Source organism: Pseudomonas sp. TNT3, from assembly GCF_010095445.2.
Lineage (GTDB): Bacteria > Pseudomonadota > Gammaproteobacteria > Pseudomonadales > Pseudomonadaceae > Aquipseudomonas.
In genome coordinates this window covers 168,496-188,360 of record NZ_WFGV02000001.1, presented here as the reverse complement: position 1 = coordinate 188,360, position 19,865 = coordinate 168,496, and the positions used below count along the sequence as shown (strand labels likewise).

Genomic DNA, 19,865 nt, shown 5'->3' with positions numbered 1-19,865 from the left:
CGCCGTCTGGGCTATGTTCAAGCCTCTGTCCAATCAAGAGCAACCGTTTCGCGCCATTTCACTTCTCTTACTCCGTACCGCTCTGCCTGAGGTTTTGACACGACCTTCAACGGAGGTTTACCAGGTTTAGGAATTGGGGCTAGGCCTGCATCGCAGCATGCCCAATGCCATGCGTCTGTATTGCGCATTGTCTTGGCGCGAATGACGAATGACTTTGGCTGCCCGTGAAGTTTGTACTCGATGACGAAAATATCCGTTTGGCTCATGAGTTCCTCCTTACGCTCATAGGCAAAGAGTGGTGATCGCAGAAAAAATTCCAACGCTTTTCAGTCTTCTTTTGAAGGCGTTTTTTTCGCTGGGTTTTCCGCGTCCGAAATCGCCTCGTTTTTTGGAGTACGCCCCGAACAGCTGAGAAATAGAAGGGGCAGAGCGATGCCCACTTTTTTCATGAATGCGTTTGTAGTGCATGCAAGCAGGTGCAACGTTTCAGCGGAGTGAGCCTGAAATGCCTTGTCGAATAATGCTCCTCTGAATCTTTGACTACTTCCACATTTGGACAACAATCAATGAACACCGCCCTTAGGAGAACGTGATGATTTCCGCTCTTGAGCTACGACATATCATTGAGTGCGGTTTCCTGCCTCTGTCCTGCTCTTGCACCCTGAACGTGGATGGTTCGCTGATGATCAAGGTCACCGAACCCTCTTCAGGTAGCGTTGAGCTCTTGGTCACGGGTGTGTCGACGGCCCCACTTAGTTCGAGTCGTGCGATTGCCAATCTCATAGCCGAGCTGCGCAGTGAGATGACTGCGCGCAAAGCTAGCTTCAAATCGAGCGAGTGCAGAGCCCCGGGGCATTGAGCGGATGCGGCAGGATTAGCCTAACAGGCTACCTTTGATGTCAAACTGATATCGGTCATAATATGGTTTCATTTTCGTGGAGCCCGTCCCGTGTCCTCCGATAGAACACAGCAACTTGAGCAAGCACTTCTAGCCGTTATAGCGGCAGCCACAAAGATGGGTGTGAGCTGTGATGCACTATGTGCAGAAGCGGTTGGTGGCCTGATGGCAGATCGTTACTGGCAGTGGTCGCTCACGGAGCATAAAAACGGCGCAGCTGATGAGATAGAGGAAGCACTCACCCAGCTTCTGATGAGAGGAGTTACAAAGTCGAGCGCGACCTACCTCGCATCTCCGATCCCGTGAGTCAGTATTTGTGAATCGCGATGCCAGGCTGTAATAAGGCCGCCATAGCGATCACGAAATCATCCAGCGACCAAGGCTTATGCAGATAGATGCTAGAGCCGGGAACAGCTTCAGGATCTATTAAATATCCAGAGGTCAGGATTGCTGCAATTGATGGCCATCGACTACTTACCATCTCGATGAACTCGATCCCCTGGATCTGTCCAGGTACGCCGTGGTCTGCGATCACTAGACGGCATTGTTCATGAGTTTGAAGCAGATAGGTTAAGGCATCATCTGCAGTCTGAAACGAGATTGCCTTCCCTCCGACTTCCAATACGATTTCTTCCATCAACGCTCGCAAAGTCGGATCGTCTTCGATGACGATCACCAATCCCTCGATTGGCAAAAAACCTTCCCACTGGACGATCACTCAAGGATTCCTTAGCCAGGCGCAACAGGCCGGCGTCTGACGCGTCAATATCTCAGTGTATTCGCGTTTAAGCTTTCTGTGGTCTTCAGTGCATCGAGTTTCATGATCCCGGTCAAAGATGCATGATTGCGAACTGAAGTATTAGGTCTCACGCAGGAATTGAATGATTTCTCTTGCAAGTTCGTCGGGCACTTCCTCCGCCATGTGATGCCCACAGTTGAGCCCACGACCACGTTGTTGTGTCGTCCAAGGTTCCCACAGGGCTAAAACATCGCCGTACAGAAGCTCAAGATCATCACGTAGCGACCATAAAATCATTGTCGGGCACTTAACCTTGCGGCTCTCGCGGCGGTCGACTTCATCGTGAGTACGGTCGATTCCCAAGCCTGCTCGATAATCTTCGACCATGCCATGAACGGTCGCTGGGTCATGGATGGCTGCTTGATAGTCTCTGTAGGCGTCTGCACCCATCGCCTCGGCGGTGCCGCCGTACCATCGATCAGGGTCAGCCAGGATTGCCTGCTCCGGTTTTTCGAGTTGTCCGAAGAAGAACCAGTGCCACCACTTCGTCGCGAACTGGGCGTTACAGCGCTCGAGAGCTTCAAGTATCGGCACACCGTCCAATATGCCTAGATGTGTGACGGCTTCGGGATGATCCATAGCCGTGCGAAAGGCAGTGTAACTACCTCGATCATGGCCAATCACGGCGAATCGCTCATGACCCAAATGGCGCATCAAAGTGATGCAGTCACGAGCCTTGGCGCGCTTTGAGGAGCCCGCATGATCGGCTGTGTCCTCAGGCTTCGATGACTGCCCAAAGCCTCTAAGGTCTGGGCAGACAACATAATGATTTTTTGCCAAGAGTGGAGCAACGCGATGCCAGGTCGCATGAGTTCTAGGATGCCCATGGAGTAATAAGACGGGAGAGCCGCTCCCACCATGCCTGACTCTGAGGGTTGCCTCCGGAAGTTTTACGGTATCGAGAGAAAAGTTATCGAACATTTCAATGTCCTTGGCGGTGTCTACTGCTCTTCGATTAACACTGACCCTGCCGGCTGATTATGTCTCATTGAGGCTTGTGTTTTTCTTGAGCCCTCGAAGGTTCATCAGGAAAAGACAAACCTGTAATAAGATCAATGCATACGCGCCTGCGTTGAATCCCCAAATCACCCACAACACGTTGCTCACACTGAAGCATATAAACCCGATCATCCGCCGTCCTGGCCGCTGCGACCCGATTAGCCATGCGGCGAGAACGGTAACAACCATCGCTGGCCATTGAATCCAATTCAGATAAGCCAAGTTATCCCCCCGGTACTGTTCAGCGAAGTAAATCGCTAGGTCGATGCCACCCTAGTCAATCGGACTTCTGATGGTCGGATGAGGTTTTCGATTTGCCGAGAATGTAGCAAGGATGGAGCTGACCATTGGGATGGGTTGTGACGACCACAGATATCAATGACCAGCCCTCGTGAAGCTTAAGGTTTACTTCGTTGGCTGACAGCGCTTCCATGACTTGGATTGTGTCGGAAATATGCATTTCGTCTTTCTCAAATCGTAAGGTTCAATCATTAGGCGTCGAGCATGAATAAGGGTTCCTTATCCATGGATTTGGTTGGATCGTAAGCAGTAGTGCTGGGTCTCAAATGAGATCATGGCTAGAAGGTGAACCGGTGAGCAAAATCATCAGCGCACATGACTTGCAAATCGACCTTCAAGGTGCGAACGAAGCCGGGTTATTCAATGGCTGATCGCCAGTTTCCTGATGGGCAAGAGAATCCAGCGGCCGATTGCCGCCAAGGCGTATCAGGTTATCGTCGAGCAACACCAGCGGGATACGCCGCATAAACTGGCGAGCTGTACTCACCGCCAGTTAGTCGTGATGCTCGGTCAGGCTCACTACGTCCGTTATGACGAGACCACCGCGTCGCGGTTAACCCCGAACGCCCGGCAACACCTTTTAACGCCGTACTGCTCGTCCAGCTCATCGATCAGCGTGAATGATCTTTGGCGTCCAAAAGCAGGAGAGCACTGGCCTTTTTTAGGATTTCGATATCCAGGTCTTTCTCTCTGAGCAGAGCTTTGAGTCTCTGGATTTCTCGTTGGTCAGCGGTAATTGCCTTGGCTCCCACCGGAGTCGAGCCCAGGCGTTCTTTTTGCACTTGATCAACCCAGCGGCGCAGGGCTGTGGGGCCGATATCCAAGCTGGCACAGACTTCGGTAACCGGCTGACCTTCATCCAACACCATGCTGGCAGCCTTGAGCTTGAACTCACTCGAATAAGATTTACGCATATCCAAACACCTCAGATTTGGGCGCTATCATAGCGCCCGATTGAAGTGTCCAAAATCATTAGGCCAGTTCACTACGACTGCGTCGTGAGCCCCCTTCACAACGACGTCAACGAGCGGATTAACTAATCTAGGCGCGCTCTAGGCTCGCCTTAGCGTTTCGGTCTTCGATCCTCGGTGCCATCTCTTCATCGTCATATTGCCGGCTAAGAAATTCGCGGATCAAGACGGCAGTTCGTCTAGCGCTGGTCACCACAAAAAAGTGCCCCTCGCCCTTCAGAATGCGAAGTTCTGAATGTCGAATTGTACGGCGCAGGATATGGGCGTTGTACGCCTGTATTAACGGATCGCGGTCGCCGGTAAGAACCAGCGTGCGTTGAGGCAGCCGGGACAACCGAAGCAGGCTTGTCCATCCGATCAAGGCTGCGAGCTGGAAATAGTAGGTTCGCGGATTAACAGAGAGCATGCCTTTCATCACACCGAACCGAAGCAGCGTATGAATTGAATTGCGGGAGCTATCTTGCTTGCGCATTTTGGCGTTTTTACTCTTGCGGAAAAAATCCATAACGTCAGCAGGCTTCATCAAAAGCACTGGGCCGGGAGATGTCGCAGCTAGGATCAGCCTACGTACCATGCTCGGGTAACGAAGAGAGAATTCTTGAGCCAATGCACCTCCCCAGCTCACCCCGAACACATCGACCTGGTCGATTCCCAATTGCTGGAGCATCTCGGCAATCAAGTCGGCATGGCGTGGCAGGCGAATGGGCCAATGGGGCATTTGCGACTTGCCGACTCCTGGCACGTCCGGCGTGATGGTCATGAAGTCGTCGAGTTCATCGCGCAGCGGATCGAAGGTACGAATCAACCCACCCAAACCATTGAGTAAAAGCAGCGGAGAGCCTTGACCGCAGATCGAAACATTCAACTGCAAGCCCTTCGCTATTAGCCTGTGCGTTGTCATGATTTCTCCTTGCTGCACGCAATTGGGAGGCAGTAGTGGTGAGAGTTAGGGGGAAGTTCCGAAGAGCACCGCAGCCGCTTCCCTCATAAAAATCTCGATGGTTTTCGGCCCTATTCCTCCAAATTCAGATAGCCGTTTTTCGAAGGCCTTACGATCTGCGCTTGCCGCGACGATGTTGCTGACCTTGCCGTGATATTCAGCATTCATCTTGTTAGCCAATGCCAATAACCGCAGCAGCTTCTATGCCTGGCGCCAGCGCCAAGGCAGAGCAAATCCTGAAAGGGACAAGCTCAAAGCCGCGCTGGTCAGGCACCACAAGGCGTCCAGAGAGTCGGCCGGCGCACGTACTTTGTCCAAGGAGCTACAAGCCAAAGGGTATCGTATCGGGCGTTATATGGCTCGCAGTCTGATGCGCGAAGCTGGCATCGCTAGTCGTCAGCGCAGGCGCCATAAGTACAAGTCGCCGGGCGTGGAGGCCTTGGTGGCGCCGCACGTGCTCAAGCGACAATTTGATGTGACGGCGGTTAATCAGGTGTGGTGTGGCGACGTGACATACATCAAGGTCGGCAAGCGGTGGGTGTACTTCGCTGCCGTTCTGGATCTGTACGCTCCCAGGATCGTAGGCTGGTCGTTCTCGATGATTTCTGATGCCAACCTGACCTGCGAAGCGCTACGCATGGCGGTTGAATGGGCACTCCTTCACCAATTGGACGCAGTCATTTGGACTGCACTGCCGCCCAAGTTCGAAGACATTGAAGGTTTGATCCCAACTGTTGATGACGCCGTTTCATATCTTGCTGGTTTGAGTGCAGATGCGCAGGAGCACGCGCGGGACTACATTAGGCGGGTGCCGGCTCAGATCGATACGTCCTATCGAAGGGAGATCAATTCAAGGCTTGGGTGGCAACAATGAGTGCACAGAGCCAAGCTCAAATCGGCGCCATCTTTGATCAGCTGTTGTCTCTGCGAGAGAGCGTCAACCGTCTCCAGCAGATGGAGGATGAAAGAGTAGGTACGCTGCGTGGCCACCAGACCGTGGATGTGGACGGCGCTTTCCTATTGGTTTTTCAGAAGCTTCAAGACAACATCGCCGATATGGAGGAGGCTTTTGCCACCATTGCGGAAGCCACAGGCGATGCACCGAAGTTCTAGCGGATCGACATTGAGGCAAAATCACATGCCATAACGTTTGTTCCCGCCTGAAGTAATGCAGTACCGACCGCCTCTTGGCCCGATACAAATGTTTCCCGAAGAACAAGAACAGGAGGCTCCGTACTCCGGAGTCTGCCTTCGGGTTGGTGGTACTGGCGAAGGCGACTGTTTCGGTTTAGAGGCGCTGTAGCAATTCGATCCGGTACAAATACTTTTGGAAGAAAAGGGTGTCGTGGAAGTAGTTTAAGCGCGCGGCAGTGGTCGCCATGGCAACCTCCCTGACCGTACACGGACGGAGTACCAGAGCTGCCCCATCTTTAACGCTAGACGAACCTGTGACGTTTGAGTTCAATGCCAATGCCAATGCCAATGCCAATGCCAATGCCAATGCCAATGCCAATGCCAATGCCAAGTGGTTTTTGCAAGCCCCGCAGTGCTGGGAGGTGAGATGCGCAGCTTTCATCTCCAATACTGATACGCTCTGGCACTGACAGTGCGGACACGCAAAGGGAGTCAAACACGTCCTTTGATCAACGGCGAAATCATTGCGCGGGCGGGTGAGTTTCTTCAGAGCGAAACTGAGTAGTTAAGGATTCATAAAGAGGATCGGACTATTCAGGAGCAATGGTTTTTCCTGGTAGCGCTGACTCACGAAAGTCCAAAGGCTAGCCAGTTAGCTTGATGATTTCAGTGCCGATGCTCATTGCCAGTCGGATCTTCGATTTGAAAGCCCTTTCCATTGCGCCAAGCATCAGCACCTGGATCTATAGGTGGGACAGGGATGGCGGCACGGGCGTTCTTTTTCCGAGAGCTATCGACGTCAAATCTTTTGTCCCGGTCGGCTACCAGTCGCTGGTTGATCTGGCCATCAGCTGTGAATCCCATCATCAGTTGCGGTACGCCTAGCGGTAACTCTTTGTTGAGGTCGGTGTGCCACGTATGCCAAGTCTTGCCATAGGTATGGATGAGTTTCTCCATAAGCGCATGTTCTGCAAAGTCCGGAATGCCGGGAGCAATCAGTTGGCCCGACTTCACTTCATGAACATGGCTGTGCCAAAGCGCTTTTTCAGCGTTCGGCAATTTAGCAAATAGCTGCTCATCGATGATGTATTCGACCCCCACGAGCTTCGCATCCTTGCGATTACCATCATACATCACGCACTGAATCACTTGCTCATTGAGAATGGAGCAGTAGTGATGAGCCTCCATTTGAGCATCGGGATGGCCACTGTAAAAATGGAAACCATCCAGGTAGGCATTTAGCGCATCGATGGGCGGACGCGATTGAAGTAGAGCGGCACCGGTATCCAGAGCGCGCGTAATGGTTGTCTTGTCCTCTCCCGGAGCAACGACATAGGACGGTGTAGTGCTAACGGCGCACGCTGTTAGCAAGAGGCCGGACAGAACCAACGAAGGTCTGAGGGCGGTGAAAAACATTCGTAGGGTATTACCTCCAATCATTTCGCAAATCCTTCGTCCCGTTAGCTTCCAGTATCAATGACAAACGACGATTGCCTTGGTTACCAATGCCCATATACCTAGATAGAAAGCGCTTGGGAGCCTGCGTTCAAATCATTTGTCATTGCGGCGCCTTTTGGCATGAGCCTCGCCCTGCTTGATCTTAAAGAGAAGGGAGGGGTGGGCGTAAGCACTATTTCATAGGCTTGCGTTGAGGAATGCTCGCTGACTATGCCCTTCAGCGTTAACTGTTTCAGGCTGTTTAACCCCGCCACGCGTGCATGAGCCAAGTGTTAACATATTACCTTTTAAGCGATCCCAAGGACGTTGATGACTAATCATCAAGCTAAAGCCGAAACTCCTAGAGCAGCCGCGATTCTGGCTCGCTTCCTGTCGTCGGAGTCCGCTGGCGGTCTTGTGCTGATGGGCGCAGCACTCGCGGCACTAATCGTGGCCAACTCGCCTCTCTCGCAAGGTTATTTTGCAGCCTTGCACAGTGTCTGGTTGGGCATGTCTGTCGAGCATTGGGTCAATGATGGCCTGATGGCGATCTTCTTCCTGATGGTCGGACTCGAGATCAAAAGAGAGGTTTTAGCAGGCGGGCTCTCCACGTGGGGACAGCGCGCCTTGCCTGGATTTGGTGCTGTAGGCGGCATGGTTGTGCCTGCGCTGATCTACATCGCCATCAATTGGGGTAACACTGAGACGTTGAAGGGATGGGCTATCCCAGCCGCTACCGACATCGCATTCGCCCTGGGCGTCTTGTCGCTGCTGGGTAAGCGAGTCCCTACGTCGCTGAAGGTCTTCCTCGCCGCCTTGGCGATCATTGACGACCTGGGTGCTGTGGTCATCATCGCCTTTTTCTACACCACTGGTCTTTCCATTCCGATGTTGCTGGCTTCGCTCACGACCCTGGTCATTCTGATCGCAATGAATCGACTGGGCGTCAGACGATTGTTCCCGTATTTGCTGGTCGGTGGTGTGCTGTGGTTCTTCGTGCTGCAGTCGGGGGTGCATGCCACCCTTGCGGGTGTTGCCGTTGCATTGTGTGTCCCAATGGGCAAGCCAGAAGAGGAAGCCCGATCTCCGCTGCTTTTCCTAGAAGAGAAGTTGCACATGTGGGTAGCGTTCGCTGTGGTGCCGATTTTTGGCTTCGCCAACGCGGGTGTTTCATTGGCCGGTATTTCGATGGAAAACCTAGTCGATCCGGTTCCGCTGGGGGTTGCGCTCGGCCTGTTGGTGGGCAAGCAGATTGGCATCTTCCTATTGGCTGCTCTGGCAATTCGTATGGGCTTGGCCAAACTGCCGGAAGGCAGCAATTGGGCACAGCTTTATGGCGTTGCGCTCTTGTGTGGCATCGGCTTCACCATGAGCCTGTTCATCGGAAACCTGGCGTTTGCTGGATCAGCTCACCTGATTGACGAGGTGAAAGTCGGTGTGTTGATCGGTTCAACGTTGGCTGCGATAGGTGGTGTCCTGATTTTGCGCCGCAGCGCTGCGCCTGCCATGGTCGCCGCCACGGTTTCTAAATAAGCGTAAGCGAGCCGGCCACGGAGTTTCTCTCTGACAGAAATCTCGTGGCCGGAACATCGTTTCGCGAAGTGTAGTCATCGTGCTTTACGCCATAAGCTACTGAGAATACCCCCCCTCAACGGCTGATTGGCGGCATCAAATCGGACGCGACTTTTTCAGCATGAACGTTTCGCGCTGAATTGACTGCCCCATCGATGACTTCTGAGCGATTTCGTGGCTTTCCATTTTGACCGGCTCTAGCTGGGGCGTTACTTCGCATAGATAAAAATGCGACGTCATGTGCATCAGGTCATATTGTGGCTTCCAGTAAGGCCGGTATTCTTCGATATCGCCGTAGTGCTGAAGTACCTGAATCTCACGGGCATCAGTCTCTTCCAAGCTCACGCTTCAGGCCTGTGACAATGTCCTCGCCGGCTTCAAGTCCGCCGTCAGGGAAGCTAAAGTTGTTATAGCGCTCAGTGAATAGCAAATGGATCTGTTCGTACCGCAATACGATGCCGCGCGCGGCATGACGACGGAATACTCTCCCTCGTATGGAGTTCAGTTCTGGATGAATAATTTCGGTTATAAGTTGCATGGGGTCTATTTTCCGACTCGATCAGATGATCATCGTCTGGGGTAACCACAGTATTTCTCGAGCTTGGAAATACTGTGGCCGGGGACGCTGGTCAGCGAAGCAGTAATACAGGAAGAGCTGATGTTCGAAGTATCGTAGTAGTCGTGCTGCCTACCAGAAACTGCCTGATGCGTGAATGCCCGTAGGCCCCCATGACCAGCAAATCAATACCTTGCTCTACTTGATAGGAACAGAGTTCGAATTCGACCTCACCTTCACGGGTAATTGATTCGACAGATAAACCTGCAGCTCCGAGTATCCCCCTAGCTGTTACTAGGTGCGCCAAATTCCCCTGTGATTTTGCACCAACCATGACTAGGTGGATTAGCAAATTTTTACCTAAGGTACTTTCTGCAAACATCTGCACTATTTTGTAGCCTGTTGCACTGCCGTCAAAGGCGATCATCACCTTTTCTGGCTTTTTATAGCTGCTTGCTGTGATCAGGATGGGCCGGTGAATTGTCCGCACTACAGCTTCTATTTGGCTGCCAAGGCTGTGTGCGCTACGTGAGCTGTCTTCACCCACTCTTCCTATCAGCAACAGTCGAATATCCTCCTGAAGGTCGCTCAGACTTTCTACCAAGTGTCCGTGACGCTGCTTCAGCTCAGGAAAAGCAGCGCCGGAGATGACCGTTCGCTCCCTGGCCTTTTCAAGCATATGTTCACCTTGCTCCCGTGCGAGCCTGGCGCGTTGGGCATCCAACGTAGCCAGTTCCTCCAGTAGATGCTCTCGACTGCCGAGGCCAATATTTCCACTAAGGTCAGCTGATGCCGGGTATTTCTCTTCATCCAATACATGCAGCAAGGTGAGAGGCGCATTGAGTTGTCGCGATGCCCATGCTGCGTAGTCGCAGACCGCCAGTGAGGATTGTGAGTTATCAATGCATGCCATTACGTGGGTCATTGTTGATCTCCTTAGTGGCTCATGAGCTTGTCGATGGCGTCAGGTTTGTCATGCAGGCCGAAGCGGTCAACGATAGTGGCGCTGGCTTCATTCAGGCCCAGCACCTCAACCTCAGCACCCTCGCGACGGAATTTGATTACCACTTTGTCCAGGGCCGCGACGGCGGTGATATCCCAGAAATGAGCTTGAGTCAGGTCGATGGTGACTTTCTTCAGTGCTTCCTTGAAGTCGAAAACGTTGGTGAACTTGTCCGCAGAGCTAAAGAACACCTGACCCACAATGCGATAGGTGCGGTGAGACTCTGCCTCTTCAAGACTGCTTTTGATATCGAGGTAATGTCCGACTTTGTTCGCAAAGAACAGCGAAGCCAGCAGCACGCCCACCAGGACACCATAGGCGAGGTTATGTGTTGCCACGACCACCACAACGGTGGCGACCATCACAATGTTGGTCGAGAGTGGGTGCTGCTTGAGGTTACGCAGAGAATCCCAACTGAAAGTGCCGATGGAGACCATGATCATCACGGCAACTAGCGCAGCCATAGGAATTTTAGACAGCCACTCACCTAGAAAGACGATGAGTAGTAACAAGAAGACGCCGGCACAAAGTGTCGACAGGCGGGAACGGCCACCGGATTTCACGTTGATGATTGACTGGCCAATCATGGCGCAGCCCGCCATACCGCCAAGCATGCCAGCAATGATGTTGGAGATGCCTTGGCCTTTGCATTCGCGGTTTTTGTTGCTGGTGGTATCGGTCAGATCATCGACAATGGTTGCGGTCATCATGGATTCCAACAGGCCGACCACTGCCAGCGCTGCTGAGTACGGGAAGATGATGCGCAGGGTTTCAAAGTTCAGCGGTACTTCAGGCCATAGGAAAATAGGCAATGTGTCAGGTAATTGTCCCATGTCACCCACGGTGCGGATATCCAAACCGAGGTAAATGGCAATTGCGGTCAGGGTCAGGATGCACACCAGTGGCGAGGGAATCAGCTTGCCGATCTTCGGCACATACGGAAACAGGTAGATGATCCCGAGGCCCGCTGCGGTCATGGCGTAGACGTGCCAGGTAACATTGGTGAGCTCAGGCAATTGCGCCATGAAAATCAGAATCGCCAATGCGTTTACGAAACCGGTGACTACCGAGCGTGAAACAAAGCGCATCAACGAGCCAAGCTTCAGGTAGCCGGCAAGGATTTGAAGTACGCCACATAGTAGAGTCGCGGCCAGCAGGTACTGGAGTCCATGCTCTTTTACCAGCGTAACCATCAGCAGTGCCATGGCGCCTGTCGCCGCCGAGATCATCCCGGGGCGCCCGCCGACAAAGGCGATGACAGCACAGATACAGAAGGAGGCGTAGAGACCGACTTTGGGATCTACCCCGGCGATGATGGAAAAGGCGATAGCTTCCGGGATCAGCGCGAGTGCGACCACGAGCCCCGCGAGCACATCTCCACGGACGTTGGAAAGCCACGTTTGTCTGAGTTTTTGCAGCATAGAAAATATCCAAGGCAAAGCATCGCGCACGTCAAATGGATGGCGAGCGAATCGATACAAATTCAAATTTTGAGGATTTTTTGCTGTGTGCTTAAGGTGTAAAACCAGGCGTACAGCAGTGCGCGCCCGCGAGCGAAGCTAGCGGAAGCAAGGTGTTGCGAGGGGGCGTAGCGCTAAGGCGGCGTAGGCTGCCAGTAAATCGTTTGGAGTACAGTCATGTTGGTGTTCCTGTAGCTCAAGGGGGCAGGCTGAGCGGGAAGTATACAGTCAAGCTATCGTCGATTGCGACCCGCCACCTCACTCTGGGCGGATTGCTTTGAGAAAGGTCTTTTGGCAATATCACTCGCCTGCGCTTCTTTTGTCAGTTCTCCATCCCTCTCAGTTGGGAACTGCGTAGTTGAGAAGCGCAGGTAAAAACCCGGCCAAGTGCCGGGTTTTTTATTTTTCTGGTCAAATTTGATCAGTGTGATTCGGAGTGGAGCCTCCACAGATCAGGCAACTGTGGCTGTAGAGCAGAATCGGAAAAGCCCGCACGGAGGCGGGCTGCTTTTTTCACAAAGGGGGCGCCGTTCCATCAGCTGATGGTCATTGTAGATTGAGTATTCCCACGCGCAAGTCGGAAGCGGATAGCGCGGCGCTCGGCCAGGTTCAATCTTCTGGATCTTTCTCTTCCTCGGGCGTCCATCTGGCGATTAGGTCAACCAACAATTCTGCAACGGCGTCATTGTTACCTTCCAGCACACTCATCTGCTCATTGATTCGGTCGGATACGACTTTAGAACCTTGCTGATCGATCCAAGTACTTATCTCTTCAATCGCACACTTGAGCGCTGTGATGTTTTGGTTTAGGCGGCTGAGCAGTGCAGGGGTAGGGTCGTCAGGCAGAGACATGGCTTTCCTCCATAGAGAGTAAAAGCATAGTCGAAGAAGTTGATGAGAACGAAAGCCCGGCGGGCATAGAAGGCGTCCAACTTTTCGGGGTCAGATCATTTTAAGCGGACGCGATTGCCCTTATCGACAGGATTTCCATGCGCCAACGAAGCTCTTATCCCAAACCGTTCAAAACCCAGGTCGTCCAGAAATGCCTGAAACCTGGAGCGACGGTCTCCAGAGTTGCCATCAACCACGGCATCAATGCCAACGTCATCCGCAAATGGTTGCCGATTTACCAAGATCAACCACATGCAGTGCCGCCCGCATTCGTGCCTCTGAAAATCACGCCCAAGCGGGCCAAGGAAGACATGGCTGTCATTTCGCTATCGCTGGGCGATAGATCTATCACAGTGAAATGGCCAGCCTCCAACCCGGATGGCTGTGCGCGTTTTATCCGTGAGGTTGCTCAATGATTCGCATTGACGCTATCTGGCTCGCCACTGAATCCATGGTATGCGCGCCGGTACAGAGACCGCATTGGCCAGAGTGATTGCGGTGTTCGGTGCGGCGAAGCCGTACTGTGCTTAGCTAGCGTAACGAACGTCCTGATTGGCCAAATCCTACGATTTGCTGCCGCGTTAGCATGTTGCGGCTGGTGTCGTAGAAGCCATTATTCAGGTCGTATTTGGATGCGCCCCAATCTTACCGGTCAGTATAGTCAACTTCGTATCTTTGCCGGAGTGCCTTAAATGGATAATACCCGTGAGCGCTTGATTGACTCCGCACTGAAGCTTTTTCTGTCACAAGGTATATACATTACTGGTGTGATGACCATCGCCGCGATGGCGGGTGTTACCAAGATGACGCTCTACAGCCATTTCCCCTCCAAGGATGCGCTGATAGTGGCTTGCCTTGAGGAGCGTGACCGACGCTGGCGTGAAGAGGTAGCGCGCACGTTGGCAGGGCATCCTGACCCGGTCAGTGGCATGCTCGCTTTTTTCGATTTGTATCAACGTTTTCTTTTACAAGACAGCGAACGCGGGTGCCTGTTCGTCAACAGTGCGGCTGAATTTCCCCAATTTAGCCACCCTGTACATTTAGCAGTGAGCAGGCATAAGCAAGGGATACGCGACAATCTTAATGCCTTGGCCGTGAGCGCCGGTATAAGTGACCCTGACGTAGTTGCTGAGGGGCTGTTTATCTTACTGGAGGGCAGTTTTGTAAGCGGCGCCATGGGCCAGGACGTGCGGGTATTCGACACCGCCCGACACGTAGCTCATTGCTGGATCCGAAAGCAGGGCCAGCAGGAGCAGAGCGTATGACCCTAGGCCTATTAGCTGCCATTGCCGCCACTTTTTCCTGGTCGCTGCTCTACATCTTTCCGGGGTTGGTCGGCGATTACAGCCTTTTTGATCTTGCTGTGGTGAGCTATGCCTTCGCCGGTTTGGGTAGCCTGCTTGTCCTGTTTGTTTACCGCAGCGAAGTTCGGCAATTGCGACTGAGCGACTGGGCCTGTGCCGCACTGCTGGGCTTCTTGGGATACATCGGCTACTTCTTCCTGATCACCTCTGCGGTCTTGGCAGCTGGGCCGGTGATCCCTCCGGTAATGATGGGGTCAGTACCGATTGTGCTCGCGATTGCCGGCAACATGCGAAGCTCCAGCGTGCCCTGGCGCGCCATTGCCGGGCCGCTGCTGGTGGCGGCATTGGGCATAAGTTTGGTCAACTTGAGCGTGTTTGATTTTAGCGCCGCAGAGGTGGTGCTCCCGACCCATTCGATACTGCTGGGGCTGCTCGCATCGTTAATGGCAATTGGATTTTGGACGGGCTTTGGATTGTTAAATGAAAGTGCTTTGGCTCAGCGCCCAAGCATGTCCCCCATGTTGTGGTCAGCCATGCTGATCTTCATGTGCAGCGTCGAGATGCTGGCGTTTATACCCGTTGGTTTGCACTTGAACCTGTCCCACTTCGCTAGCCATCCGAGCGGGTTAGCAGGTACTCAGGCGCTATTAGTCTGTGGGTTGATTCAGGGGTTAGGGGCTACCCTTGCGGGTGCCTGGGCATGGTCAATTGCAACTCGACGTCTACCTCTGGCGCTCAGCGGGCAATTGATCGCCAGCGAAACCATTTATGCAACTACGATGGGCCTGCTCATCAACCAACGCTGGCCCTCTCCTATGGAAGCGCTTGGGACAGGGTTGCTATTCGTAGGGGTGGTGTGGGCTATTCACGCCTTTTATCGCAGGCAAACACGCCTCGAGACGCATGGTGGGAAAACTGACCTTAGCCAAAACTAATGCGACTGTGCCCGTATGGGCATTTCAGGTACCCACTTTTGATTGATTTGGCATCATTGCCCTAATTGCTGGGATCGGGAAGGTGTGTTGGGTGGTCGGTTCATATCTGGACATGTTTGTGCGACGACAATTTTCATCCTGGCCGGAAGGTGTGTTCGCCATCTTCTTACGGGCTATCGGCTCTTCGAGCCTTATAAGCCTGCCTGCGATATCCCGTTAGATAGCTATCGCCGTATTATTTCTTTTTATCGCAATGTTGTATCAACTATTATCTGCCCGCGCAGGGCATGACCTTCCTGACCAGTTTCCCAATGGTCATACCTTGGATCAAAATAGAGAACACTACGATTATGTAGGTTAGGGAAACCACTGTATCGCGTGCCTCGCTCGGCGGAAGCGATAAAGCGAGGGCCACTGAAATTCCTCCTCGTAGGCCACCCCAGGTCATTACGCTCCAAGCACCTTTAGGAAGCTGAAAGCGTTTACCCAAGACAGCGATAGGAACACCGACCGTCAGCAATCGCGACAGCAACGTTAAAGCCACGACCATCAATCCAGTGGTGATAAGAGCATTTGAAAAATGTATCAGAACTACTTCTAGGCCGATCAGGACAAATAAGACTGCATTAAGGATTTCGTCCATCAATTCCCAAAACATGTCGAGATTTTTCTTGGTCTGTTCAGACATTGCATAAGAGCGGCCCTGATTGCCAATAATTAACCCCATCACCACCATCGCCAAAGGGCCGGAAACGTGCAGATGTGTTGCAAGTGCATAGGCGCCGAGCACAGCGGCCAAGGTGATGAGGACTTCCTCTTGATAGCTGTCAATGCTTTTGAGCATCCGGTAGATGATATATCCGACGACTGCGCCCAGAAGTACGCCGCCACCTGCCTCCTTCAACAATAGCTGCGCGGCTCCCGTAAACGAGGGAGCCTCACCGCTGGCGATCATAGCCAAAATCAGGGAAAACAGGACGACGCTGACGCCGTCGTTAAATAGAGATTCGCCCGAAATTACCAGTTCAACGTTGCCGGGTGCGCCAGCAGACTTCAAAATGCCCATCACAGCGATAGGATCGGTTGGCGAGATCAGAGCACCGAACACCAGGCAGTAGACGAGCGGCATACCGAGATCTGTCAAAGACAATAACGCCCATAGACCGAAACCGATAAATAGCGTCGACAGGGTTGTGCCTATTGCGGCGAGGGACGCTACCTGCCATCTGTAGATTCGTAACTGCGACAGGTCGACGTGCAAGGCCCCAGCGAATAGCAGTAACGACAACATGCCTTGCATAAGCAATTCGGAGAAATCTATGGATTCCACCAGCGATTGCTCAAGCGTGTGCAACGCATGGAAGCCAAGGCTATCAGCGGCCATATTCAGTAGCGATATGCCAAGTGCGATACCCATGACGCCAATGGCGGAAGGAAGTCCCACGTAACGTCGGTTAACGTAGGCAAGTAGGGCTGTGACACTTAGAAATATCGCAATAATGTCAAGCATTCAACGGTTAGCTCCGGGGGATGTGCGATAGTTAATGATAAGGATGCGCTTTGCGTCGAGGCCCGCCATTCAGTTTGAAAGCAATAATGCCTGAGAGTGCAAAATTTGCAGGTTGGTCGCGCTGCCCTGACGGTAGCTTGGACACCATCGGCGCATCAGTATCACAACCAAAGATATGGCCCATGCCATTTGTTTGTGGCGGCAGAGGAGGGGGCATGCGCGATACGCTAAGTCATTCGACTGCTAACCACGATGGTTACAGAACTTTCACTCAAATCGACAGCCCACTGTTAAGAGCGGATGGATGCCGTATTTTGCGAAGGCCGCTGCCGCCCACTCGACTCGAATTGCCTTAATCCTATAATCCGATAGAACGTATCTGATAGGCTTTTGGGGCGAGCAGCAAATTTCAACATACGCCTTTTGGCGATTTTTCCTTCCAGCATACCGAGGTTCCATGCAAGCCGAGATGCAGGAGATCAGCGACCATCTCTATCGTTTTTCCCCGTTTGATCAACTGCCCAGGGAGTCGGTAGATGCTATGGCTCTGCGAGTTGATGTGCGTTACTTCAAGGCCGGTAGCGACATCCTGGAAGCAGGTGCCGTTATCCAGGATTTGCACTATGTGCGCAGCGGCGCAGTGGAGATTTATCGACGCAGCGGCGAGCTTTACAACCGGCTTGTCGAAGGCGATATCTTTGGCCAGGCAGGGCTCCTGCGCAGCAACAAAGTTCGTTTTCCTGCGAGAGCACTTGAAGACAGTCTCATTTACTACATCCCCGCCGACGTATTCGCCGATCTGTGCGCACAGCATGACGCCTTTGCGGATTTCGTTGAAGCTGAAGGGCACTCCAGGCTTAAGTCTGCAGTCGAGGCGCAGGGCCGGGCGAGCGAACTGATCCAGCTCAAATGCCGAGCCTTGCTGTCACGCTCGCTGGTCTGGGTGACGTCGGATACCACGGTTGGCGAGGCTGCAAAGCTGATGACCGAACAACGCGTTGCCTGTGTCGTGGTTATGTCGCCAGCGGCACTGCAGGCAGGAGAGATCCGGGGTATCGTGACCGACAGGGATCTTCGTACCCGCGTTGTCGCGGTCGGGAGGAACGCCGGCGAAACGCTCATCAGCGCTATCATGACGACCGATCCAGTGGCCATAAATGCTGACGATTCAGGCTTTGAAGCCATGCTTGTCATGCTACGCCGCAATATCCATCACTTGCCGGTTCTCAACCATGGGCGCCCGATTGGCGTAATCAACCTCTCAGATATTATTCGGTACGAATCCCACAGTAGCTTGTACCTGGTAAACAGAATATCTAACCAGACGTCGGTCGACGGTCTAAAGTCGCTTTTACGAGACCTGCGTGGAACGTACATCCGGATGGTGAAGGATGGCGCGACCGCGCACATGATCGGTAGCGCTATCTCAGGTATCGGCAGAGCTTTCACGCAGCGTCTGCTGGAGCTTGCAGAAGAAAAACTGGGGCCACCTCCAGTACCTTACTGCTTCATGGTTCTAGGCTCCATGGCGCGCGATGAGCAACTGCTGGTAAGCGATCAAGATAACGCCCTAGTGCTGGATGATCGATTCGATCCCGCCTCGCATGATACATATTTCCGTAGCCTTGCATCGTTTGTAAGCGATGGCCTCGCCGCGTGTGGGTACAGCTACTGTAAGGGCGGAGTCATGGCGACCAACGATCAATGGCGCCAGCCTTTGAGGATTTGGCGCAGCTATTTTGATCAGTGGATCGAAAAGCCAAACCCGACAACCTTGCTAAATAGCTGCATCTTTTTCGATCTGGATGGCGTATTCGGCCAGCTCTCGCTAGTGCAAGAACTCCAAGTTCTATGCGCTCGCAAATCCAGTTCCCACCCTGCATTTCTCAGTGCCATGGCGAGGATTGCACTGAACCGGACACCGCCCCTAGGATTTTTTCGTACCTTTGTCGTCGAGACAGATGGACAACAGAAAAGAATCATCAATCTTAAAGGTCGCGGCACCGCACCGCTCACCGACCTTATTCGCATCCATGCTCTTGCTTGCGGCAGTACTGCGCAGAACTCGTTTGACCGTATCGATGCAATAGCTAACGCTAACATCATGCCGCCCGAAGCATTGAAGCACTTGCGCTATGCTCTTGAGCTACTCTCTATGGTGAGGATCCGGCATCAGGTAGAGGCGCTGGAGCTGGGAGAAACGCCCAATAACTATATCGAGCCTGAGCGCTTCTCTAATAGCGAGCGGCACAATCTTAAAGAGGCCTTCAAGGTGTTGAGTAACGGCCAGAATTTCCTGCGGTTCCGCTACCCGCCAAAGAGTCGTGTCTCAAAATGAATGATGCCAAGGCAGAGCCAGATCACCCGGGAAACTGGCCAGAAGTGTTCCGCGAGTTGGCGGAGAAGTCGGCTAATTCTTACTTGCGAAAGTTTTATCAGGCTGATGTCGTCTCACCACACACCCCGATAGAAAACGTCCAATTTCTTGCTATGGACATAGAGACAACTGGGCTCAATGCACAGACTCATAGTATTGTTAGCATTGGTTTGGTGCCGTTCACCTTAGAGCGCATCTATTGCAGCAAGGCGGCGTATTGGGTGCTAAACCCATCATCAGAACTGAATGAAAAGTCGGTGACCTTTCACCACATTACCCATGCTGAGATTTTGAATGCTCCCTCGCTCCCGGAAGTGCTGGAGCCACTTCTTGACGCCATGGCAGGCAAAGTGGTCGTCGTCCACTACCGCAATATTGAGCGTGAGTTCCTAGATGCAGCACTGCGGAGGCACCTCGGAGAAGGCCTGAGGTTTCCGGTCGTAGACACGATGCAATTGGAAGCGAGGATGCATCGGCAAAAGCAAGGGTGGATTGCCAGGCTAATGCGCCGCCCGCAGACATCCATACGATTGGCCGACAGTCGCACGCGCTATAACCTTCCAGCCTATCAAGGGCATCATGCGTTAACCGATGCCCTCGCTACCGCTGAGCTGCTACAAGCGCAGATAGCTACCCATTATTCATCAGCCTCACCTATTGGTGCGCTATGGGACTGACGGCCCAACACAAAGCGGGGGCGCCCGAAATGCTATGGCGGGAGGCTTCTCAAACGCCTCGAAAGTCTGTCAGGCGATATGCATGATTCTATACGTCTGAGC

21 protein-coding genes and 3 pseudogenes are annotated in these 19,865 nt (G+C 53.0%); 11 read left to right on the top strand and 13 right to left on the bottom strand.

Translation table 11 applies throughout. The features are described from left to right. Positions 1-17: 17 nt before the first annotated feature. Positions 18-266: a DUF6555 family protein gene (locus GBC55_RS00955; RefSeq protein ID WP_162435987.1), complete on the bottom strand. Its 249-nt coding sequence runs from the start codon at positions 264-266 to the stop codon at positions 18-20. A 326-nt stretch (positions 267-592) separates the two neighbouring features. Here GBC55_RS00955 and GBC55_RS00950 point away from each other — a divergent pair, with 326 nt between their 5' ends. Further along, on the top strand, positions 593-859 hold the full coding sequence (locus tag GBC55_RS00950) for a DUF1652 domain-containing protein (protein ID WP_162435988.1): 267 nt from the start codon (positions 593-595) through the stop codon (positions 857-859). Positions 860-1,205: 346 nt separating this feature from the next. Here the strand turns inward: GBC55_RS00950 and GBC55_RS00945 are convergent, their stop codons facing one another. From GBC55_RS00945 to GBC55_RS00935, 3 genes are all read right to left on the bottom strand, one after another. Further along, complete coding sequence (locus GBC55_RS00945) at positions 1,206-1,616, bottom strand: response regulator (protein WP_162435989.1); 411 nt, start codon at positions 1,614-1,616, stop codon at positions 1,206-1,208. Positions 1,617-1,757: 141 nt separating this feature from the next. Continuing rightward, positions 1,758-2,618, bottom strand: a complete 861-nt coding sequence (locus GBC55_RS00940) for an alpha/beta hydrolase (RefSeq protein ID WP_162435990.1) — start codon at positions 2,616-2,618, stop codon at positions 1,758-1,760. 57 nt (positions 2,619-2,675) lie between these two features. Further along, complete coding sequence (locus GBC55_RS00935) at positions 2,676-2,918, bottom strand: hypothetical protein (protein WP_247266841.1); 243 nt, start codon at positions 2,916-2,918, stop codon at positions 2,676-2,678. Positions 2,919-3,289: 371 nt separating this feature from the next. Between GBC55_RS00935 and GBC55_RS00930 the strand changes: the two are divergent. Continuing rightward, positions 3,290-3,552 (top strand): annotated as a pseudogene (locus GBC55_RS00930) (DNA methylase); the annotation flags it as partial. 55 nt (positions 3,553-3,607) lie between these two features. Here GBC55_RS00930 and GBC55_RS00925 read toward each other — a convergent pair. The 3 genes and pseudogenes from GBC55_RS00925 to GBC55_RS00915 form a co-directional block, all read right to left on the bottom strand. After that, positions 3,608-3,910, bottom strand: a complete 303-nt coding sequence (locus tag GBC55_RS00925; RefSeq protein ID WP_014717988.1) for a transposase — start codon at positions 3,908-3,910, stop codon at positions 3,608-3,610. Between the two features lie 127 nt (positions 3,911-4,037). Further along, positions 4,038-4,868 carry an alpha/beta hydrolase gene (locus GBC55_RS00920; RefSeq protein WP_162435991.1) on the bottom strand — a complete coding sequence of 277 codons (831 nt, stop codon included), beginning with the start codon at positions 4,866-4,868 and terminating at the stop codon, positions 4,038-4,040. Positions 4,869-4,913: 45 nt separating this feature from the next. Continuing rightward, a pseudogene (locus GBC55_RS00915) lies at positions 4,914-5,099 on the bottom strand (DNA methylase); the annotation flags it as partial. On the opposite strand from GBC55_RS00915, the gene GBC55_RS00910 reads away from it, so the two are divergent. The 3 genes from GBC55_RS00910 to GBC55_RS00900 all read left to right on the top strand — a co-directional run bounded on the left by GBC55_RS00910 (position 5,077) and on the right by GBC55_RS00900 (position 6,511). Further along, positions 5,077-5,781: a DDE-type integrase/transposase/recombinase gene (locus GBC55_RS00910; RefSeq protein ID WP_247266840.1), complete on the top strand. Its 705-nt coding sequence runs from the start codon at positions 5,077-5,079 to the stop codon at positions 5,779-5,781. The pseudogene GBC55_RS00915 and the gene GBC55_RS00910 overlap by 23 nt on opposite strands. Next, positions 5,778-6,020, top strand: coding sequence for a hypothetical protein (locus GBC55_RS00905; RefSeq protein WP_162435992.1), 243 nt, complete (start codon positions 5,778-5,780; stop codon positions 6,018-6,020). Before GBC55_RS00910 ends, GBC55_RS00905 begins: the two co-directional genes overlap by 4 nt. 266 nt (positions 6,021-6,286) lie before the next feature. Continuing rightward, complete coding sequence (locus GBC55_RS00900; protein WP_218576849.1) at positions 6,287-6,511, top strand: hypothetical protein; 225 nt, start codon at positions 6,287-6,289, stop codon at positions 6,509-6,511. A gap of 196 nt (positions 6,512-6,707) precedes the next feature. Here the strand turns inward: GBC55_RS00900 and GBC55_RS00895 are convergent, their stop codons facing one another. Next, positions 6,708-7,457 carry an OBAP family protein gene (locus GBC55_RS00895; RefSeq protein WP_162436139.1) on the bottom strand — a complete coding sequence of 250 codons (750 nt, stop codon included), beginning with the start codon at positions 7,455-7,457 and terminating at the stop codon, positions 6,708-6,710. A gap of 351 nt (positions 7,458-7,808) precedes the next feature. Between GBC55_RS00895 and nhaA the strand changes: the two genes are divergently transcribed. Then, positions 7,809-9,011: a Na+/H+ antiporter NhaA gene (gene nhaA, locus GBC55_RS00890; RefSeq protein WP_162435993.1), complete on the top strand. Its 1,203-nt coding sequence runs from the start codon at positions 7,809-7,811 to the stop codon at positions 9,009-9,011. 115 nt (positions 9,012-9,126) lie between these two features. Here nhaA and GBC55_RS00885 read toward each other — a convergent pair. The 4 genes and pseudogenes from GBC55_RS00885 to GBC55_RS00870 form a co-directional block, all read right to left on the bottom strand. Further along, positions 9,127-9,588: pseudogene (locus tag GBC55_RS00885) on the bottom strand (NUDIX domain-containing protein). A gap of 91 nt (positions 9,589-9,679) precedes the next feature. Next, positions 9,680-10,531 carry a universal stress protein gene (locus GBC55_RS00880; protein ID WP_162435994.1) on the bottom strand — a complete coding sequence of 284 codons (852 nt, stop codon included), beginning with the start codon at positions 10,529-10,531 and terminating at the stop codon, positions 9,680-9,682. Between the two features lie 11 nt (positions 10,532-10,542). Next, positions 10,543-12,030, bottom strand: coding sequence for a SulP family inorganic anion transporter (locus GBC55_RS00875; protein ID WP_162435995.1), 1,488 nt, complete (start codon positions 12,028-12,030; stop codon positions 10,543-10,545). Positions 12,031-12,678: 648 nt separating this feature from the next. Then, positions 12,679-12,921 carry a hypothetical protein gene (locus tag GBC55_RS00870; RefSeq protein ID WP_162435996.1) on the bottom strand — a complete coding sequence of 81 codons (243 nt, stop codon included), beginning with the start codon at positions 12,919-12,921 and terminating at the stop codon, positions 12,679-12,681. A 137-nt stretch (positions 12,922-13,058) separates the two neighbouring features. On the opposite strand from GBC55_RS00870, the gene GBC55_RS00865 reads away from it, so the two are divergent. From GBC55_RS00865 to GBC55_RS00855, 3 genes are all read left to right on the top strand, one after another. Continuing rightward, positions 13,059-13,376: a transposase gene (locus GBC55_RS00865; protein ID WP_162435997.1), complete on the top strand. Its 318-nt coding sequence runs from the start codon at positions 13,059-13,061 to the stop codon at positions 13,374-13,376. A gap of 276 nt (positions 13,377-13,652) precedes the next feature. After that, positions 13,653-14,225: a TetR/AcrR family transcriptional regulator gene (locus GBC55_RS00860; protein WP_162435998.1), complete on the top strand. Its 573-nt coding sequence runs from the start codon at positions 13,653-13,655 to the stop codon at positions 14,223-14,225. Further along, a complete protein-coding gene (locus GBC55_RS00855; RefSeq protein WP_162435999.1) occupies positions 14,222-15,199 on the top strand; it encodes a DMT family transporter in 978 nt (325 codons plus the stop codon). The genes GBC55_RS00860 and GBC55_RS00855 overlap by 4 nt, the downstream gene beginning before the upstream one ends. Positions 15,200-15,467: 268 nt before the next feature. On the opposite strand, the gene GBC55_RS00850 is transcribed toward GBC55_RS00855, so the two are convergent. Beyond that, positions 15,468-16,709, bottom strand: a complete 1,242-nt coding sequence (locus tag GBC55_RS00850; protein WP_162436000.1) for a sodium:proton antiporter — start codon at positions 16,707-16,709, stop codon at positions 15,468-15,470. A gap of 457 nt (positions 16,710-17,166) precedes the next feature. Here GBC55_RS00850 and GBC55_RS00845 point away from each other — a divergent pair, with 457 nt between their 5' ends. Both GBC55_RS00845 and GBC55_RS00840 read left to right on the top strand, forming a co-directional pair. Continuing rightward, positions 17,167-19,047 (top strand): DUF294 nucleotidyltransferase-like domain-containing protein, encoded by a 1,881-nt coding sequence (locus tag GBC55_RS00845; RefSeq protein ID WP_162436001.1) that lies wholly within the window; start codon positions 17,167-17,169, stop codon positions 19,045-19,047. Next, on the top strand, positions 19,044-19,763 hold the full coding sequence (locus GBC55_RS00840) for a 3'-5' exonuclease (protein ID WP_162436002.1): 720 nt from the start codon (positions 19,044-19,046) through the stop codon (positions 19,761-19,763). Before GBC55_RS00845 ends, GBC55_RS00840 begins: the two co-directional genes overlap by 4 nt. Positions 19,764-19,865 lie beyond the last annotated feature (102 nt).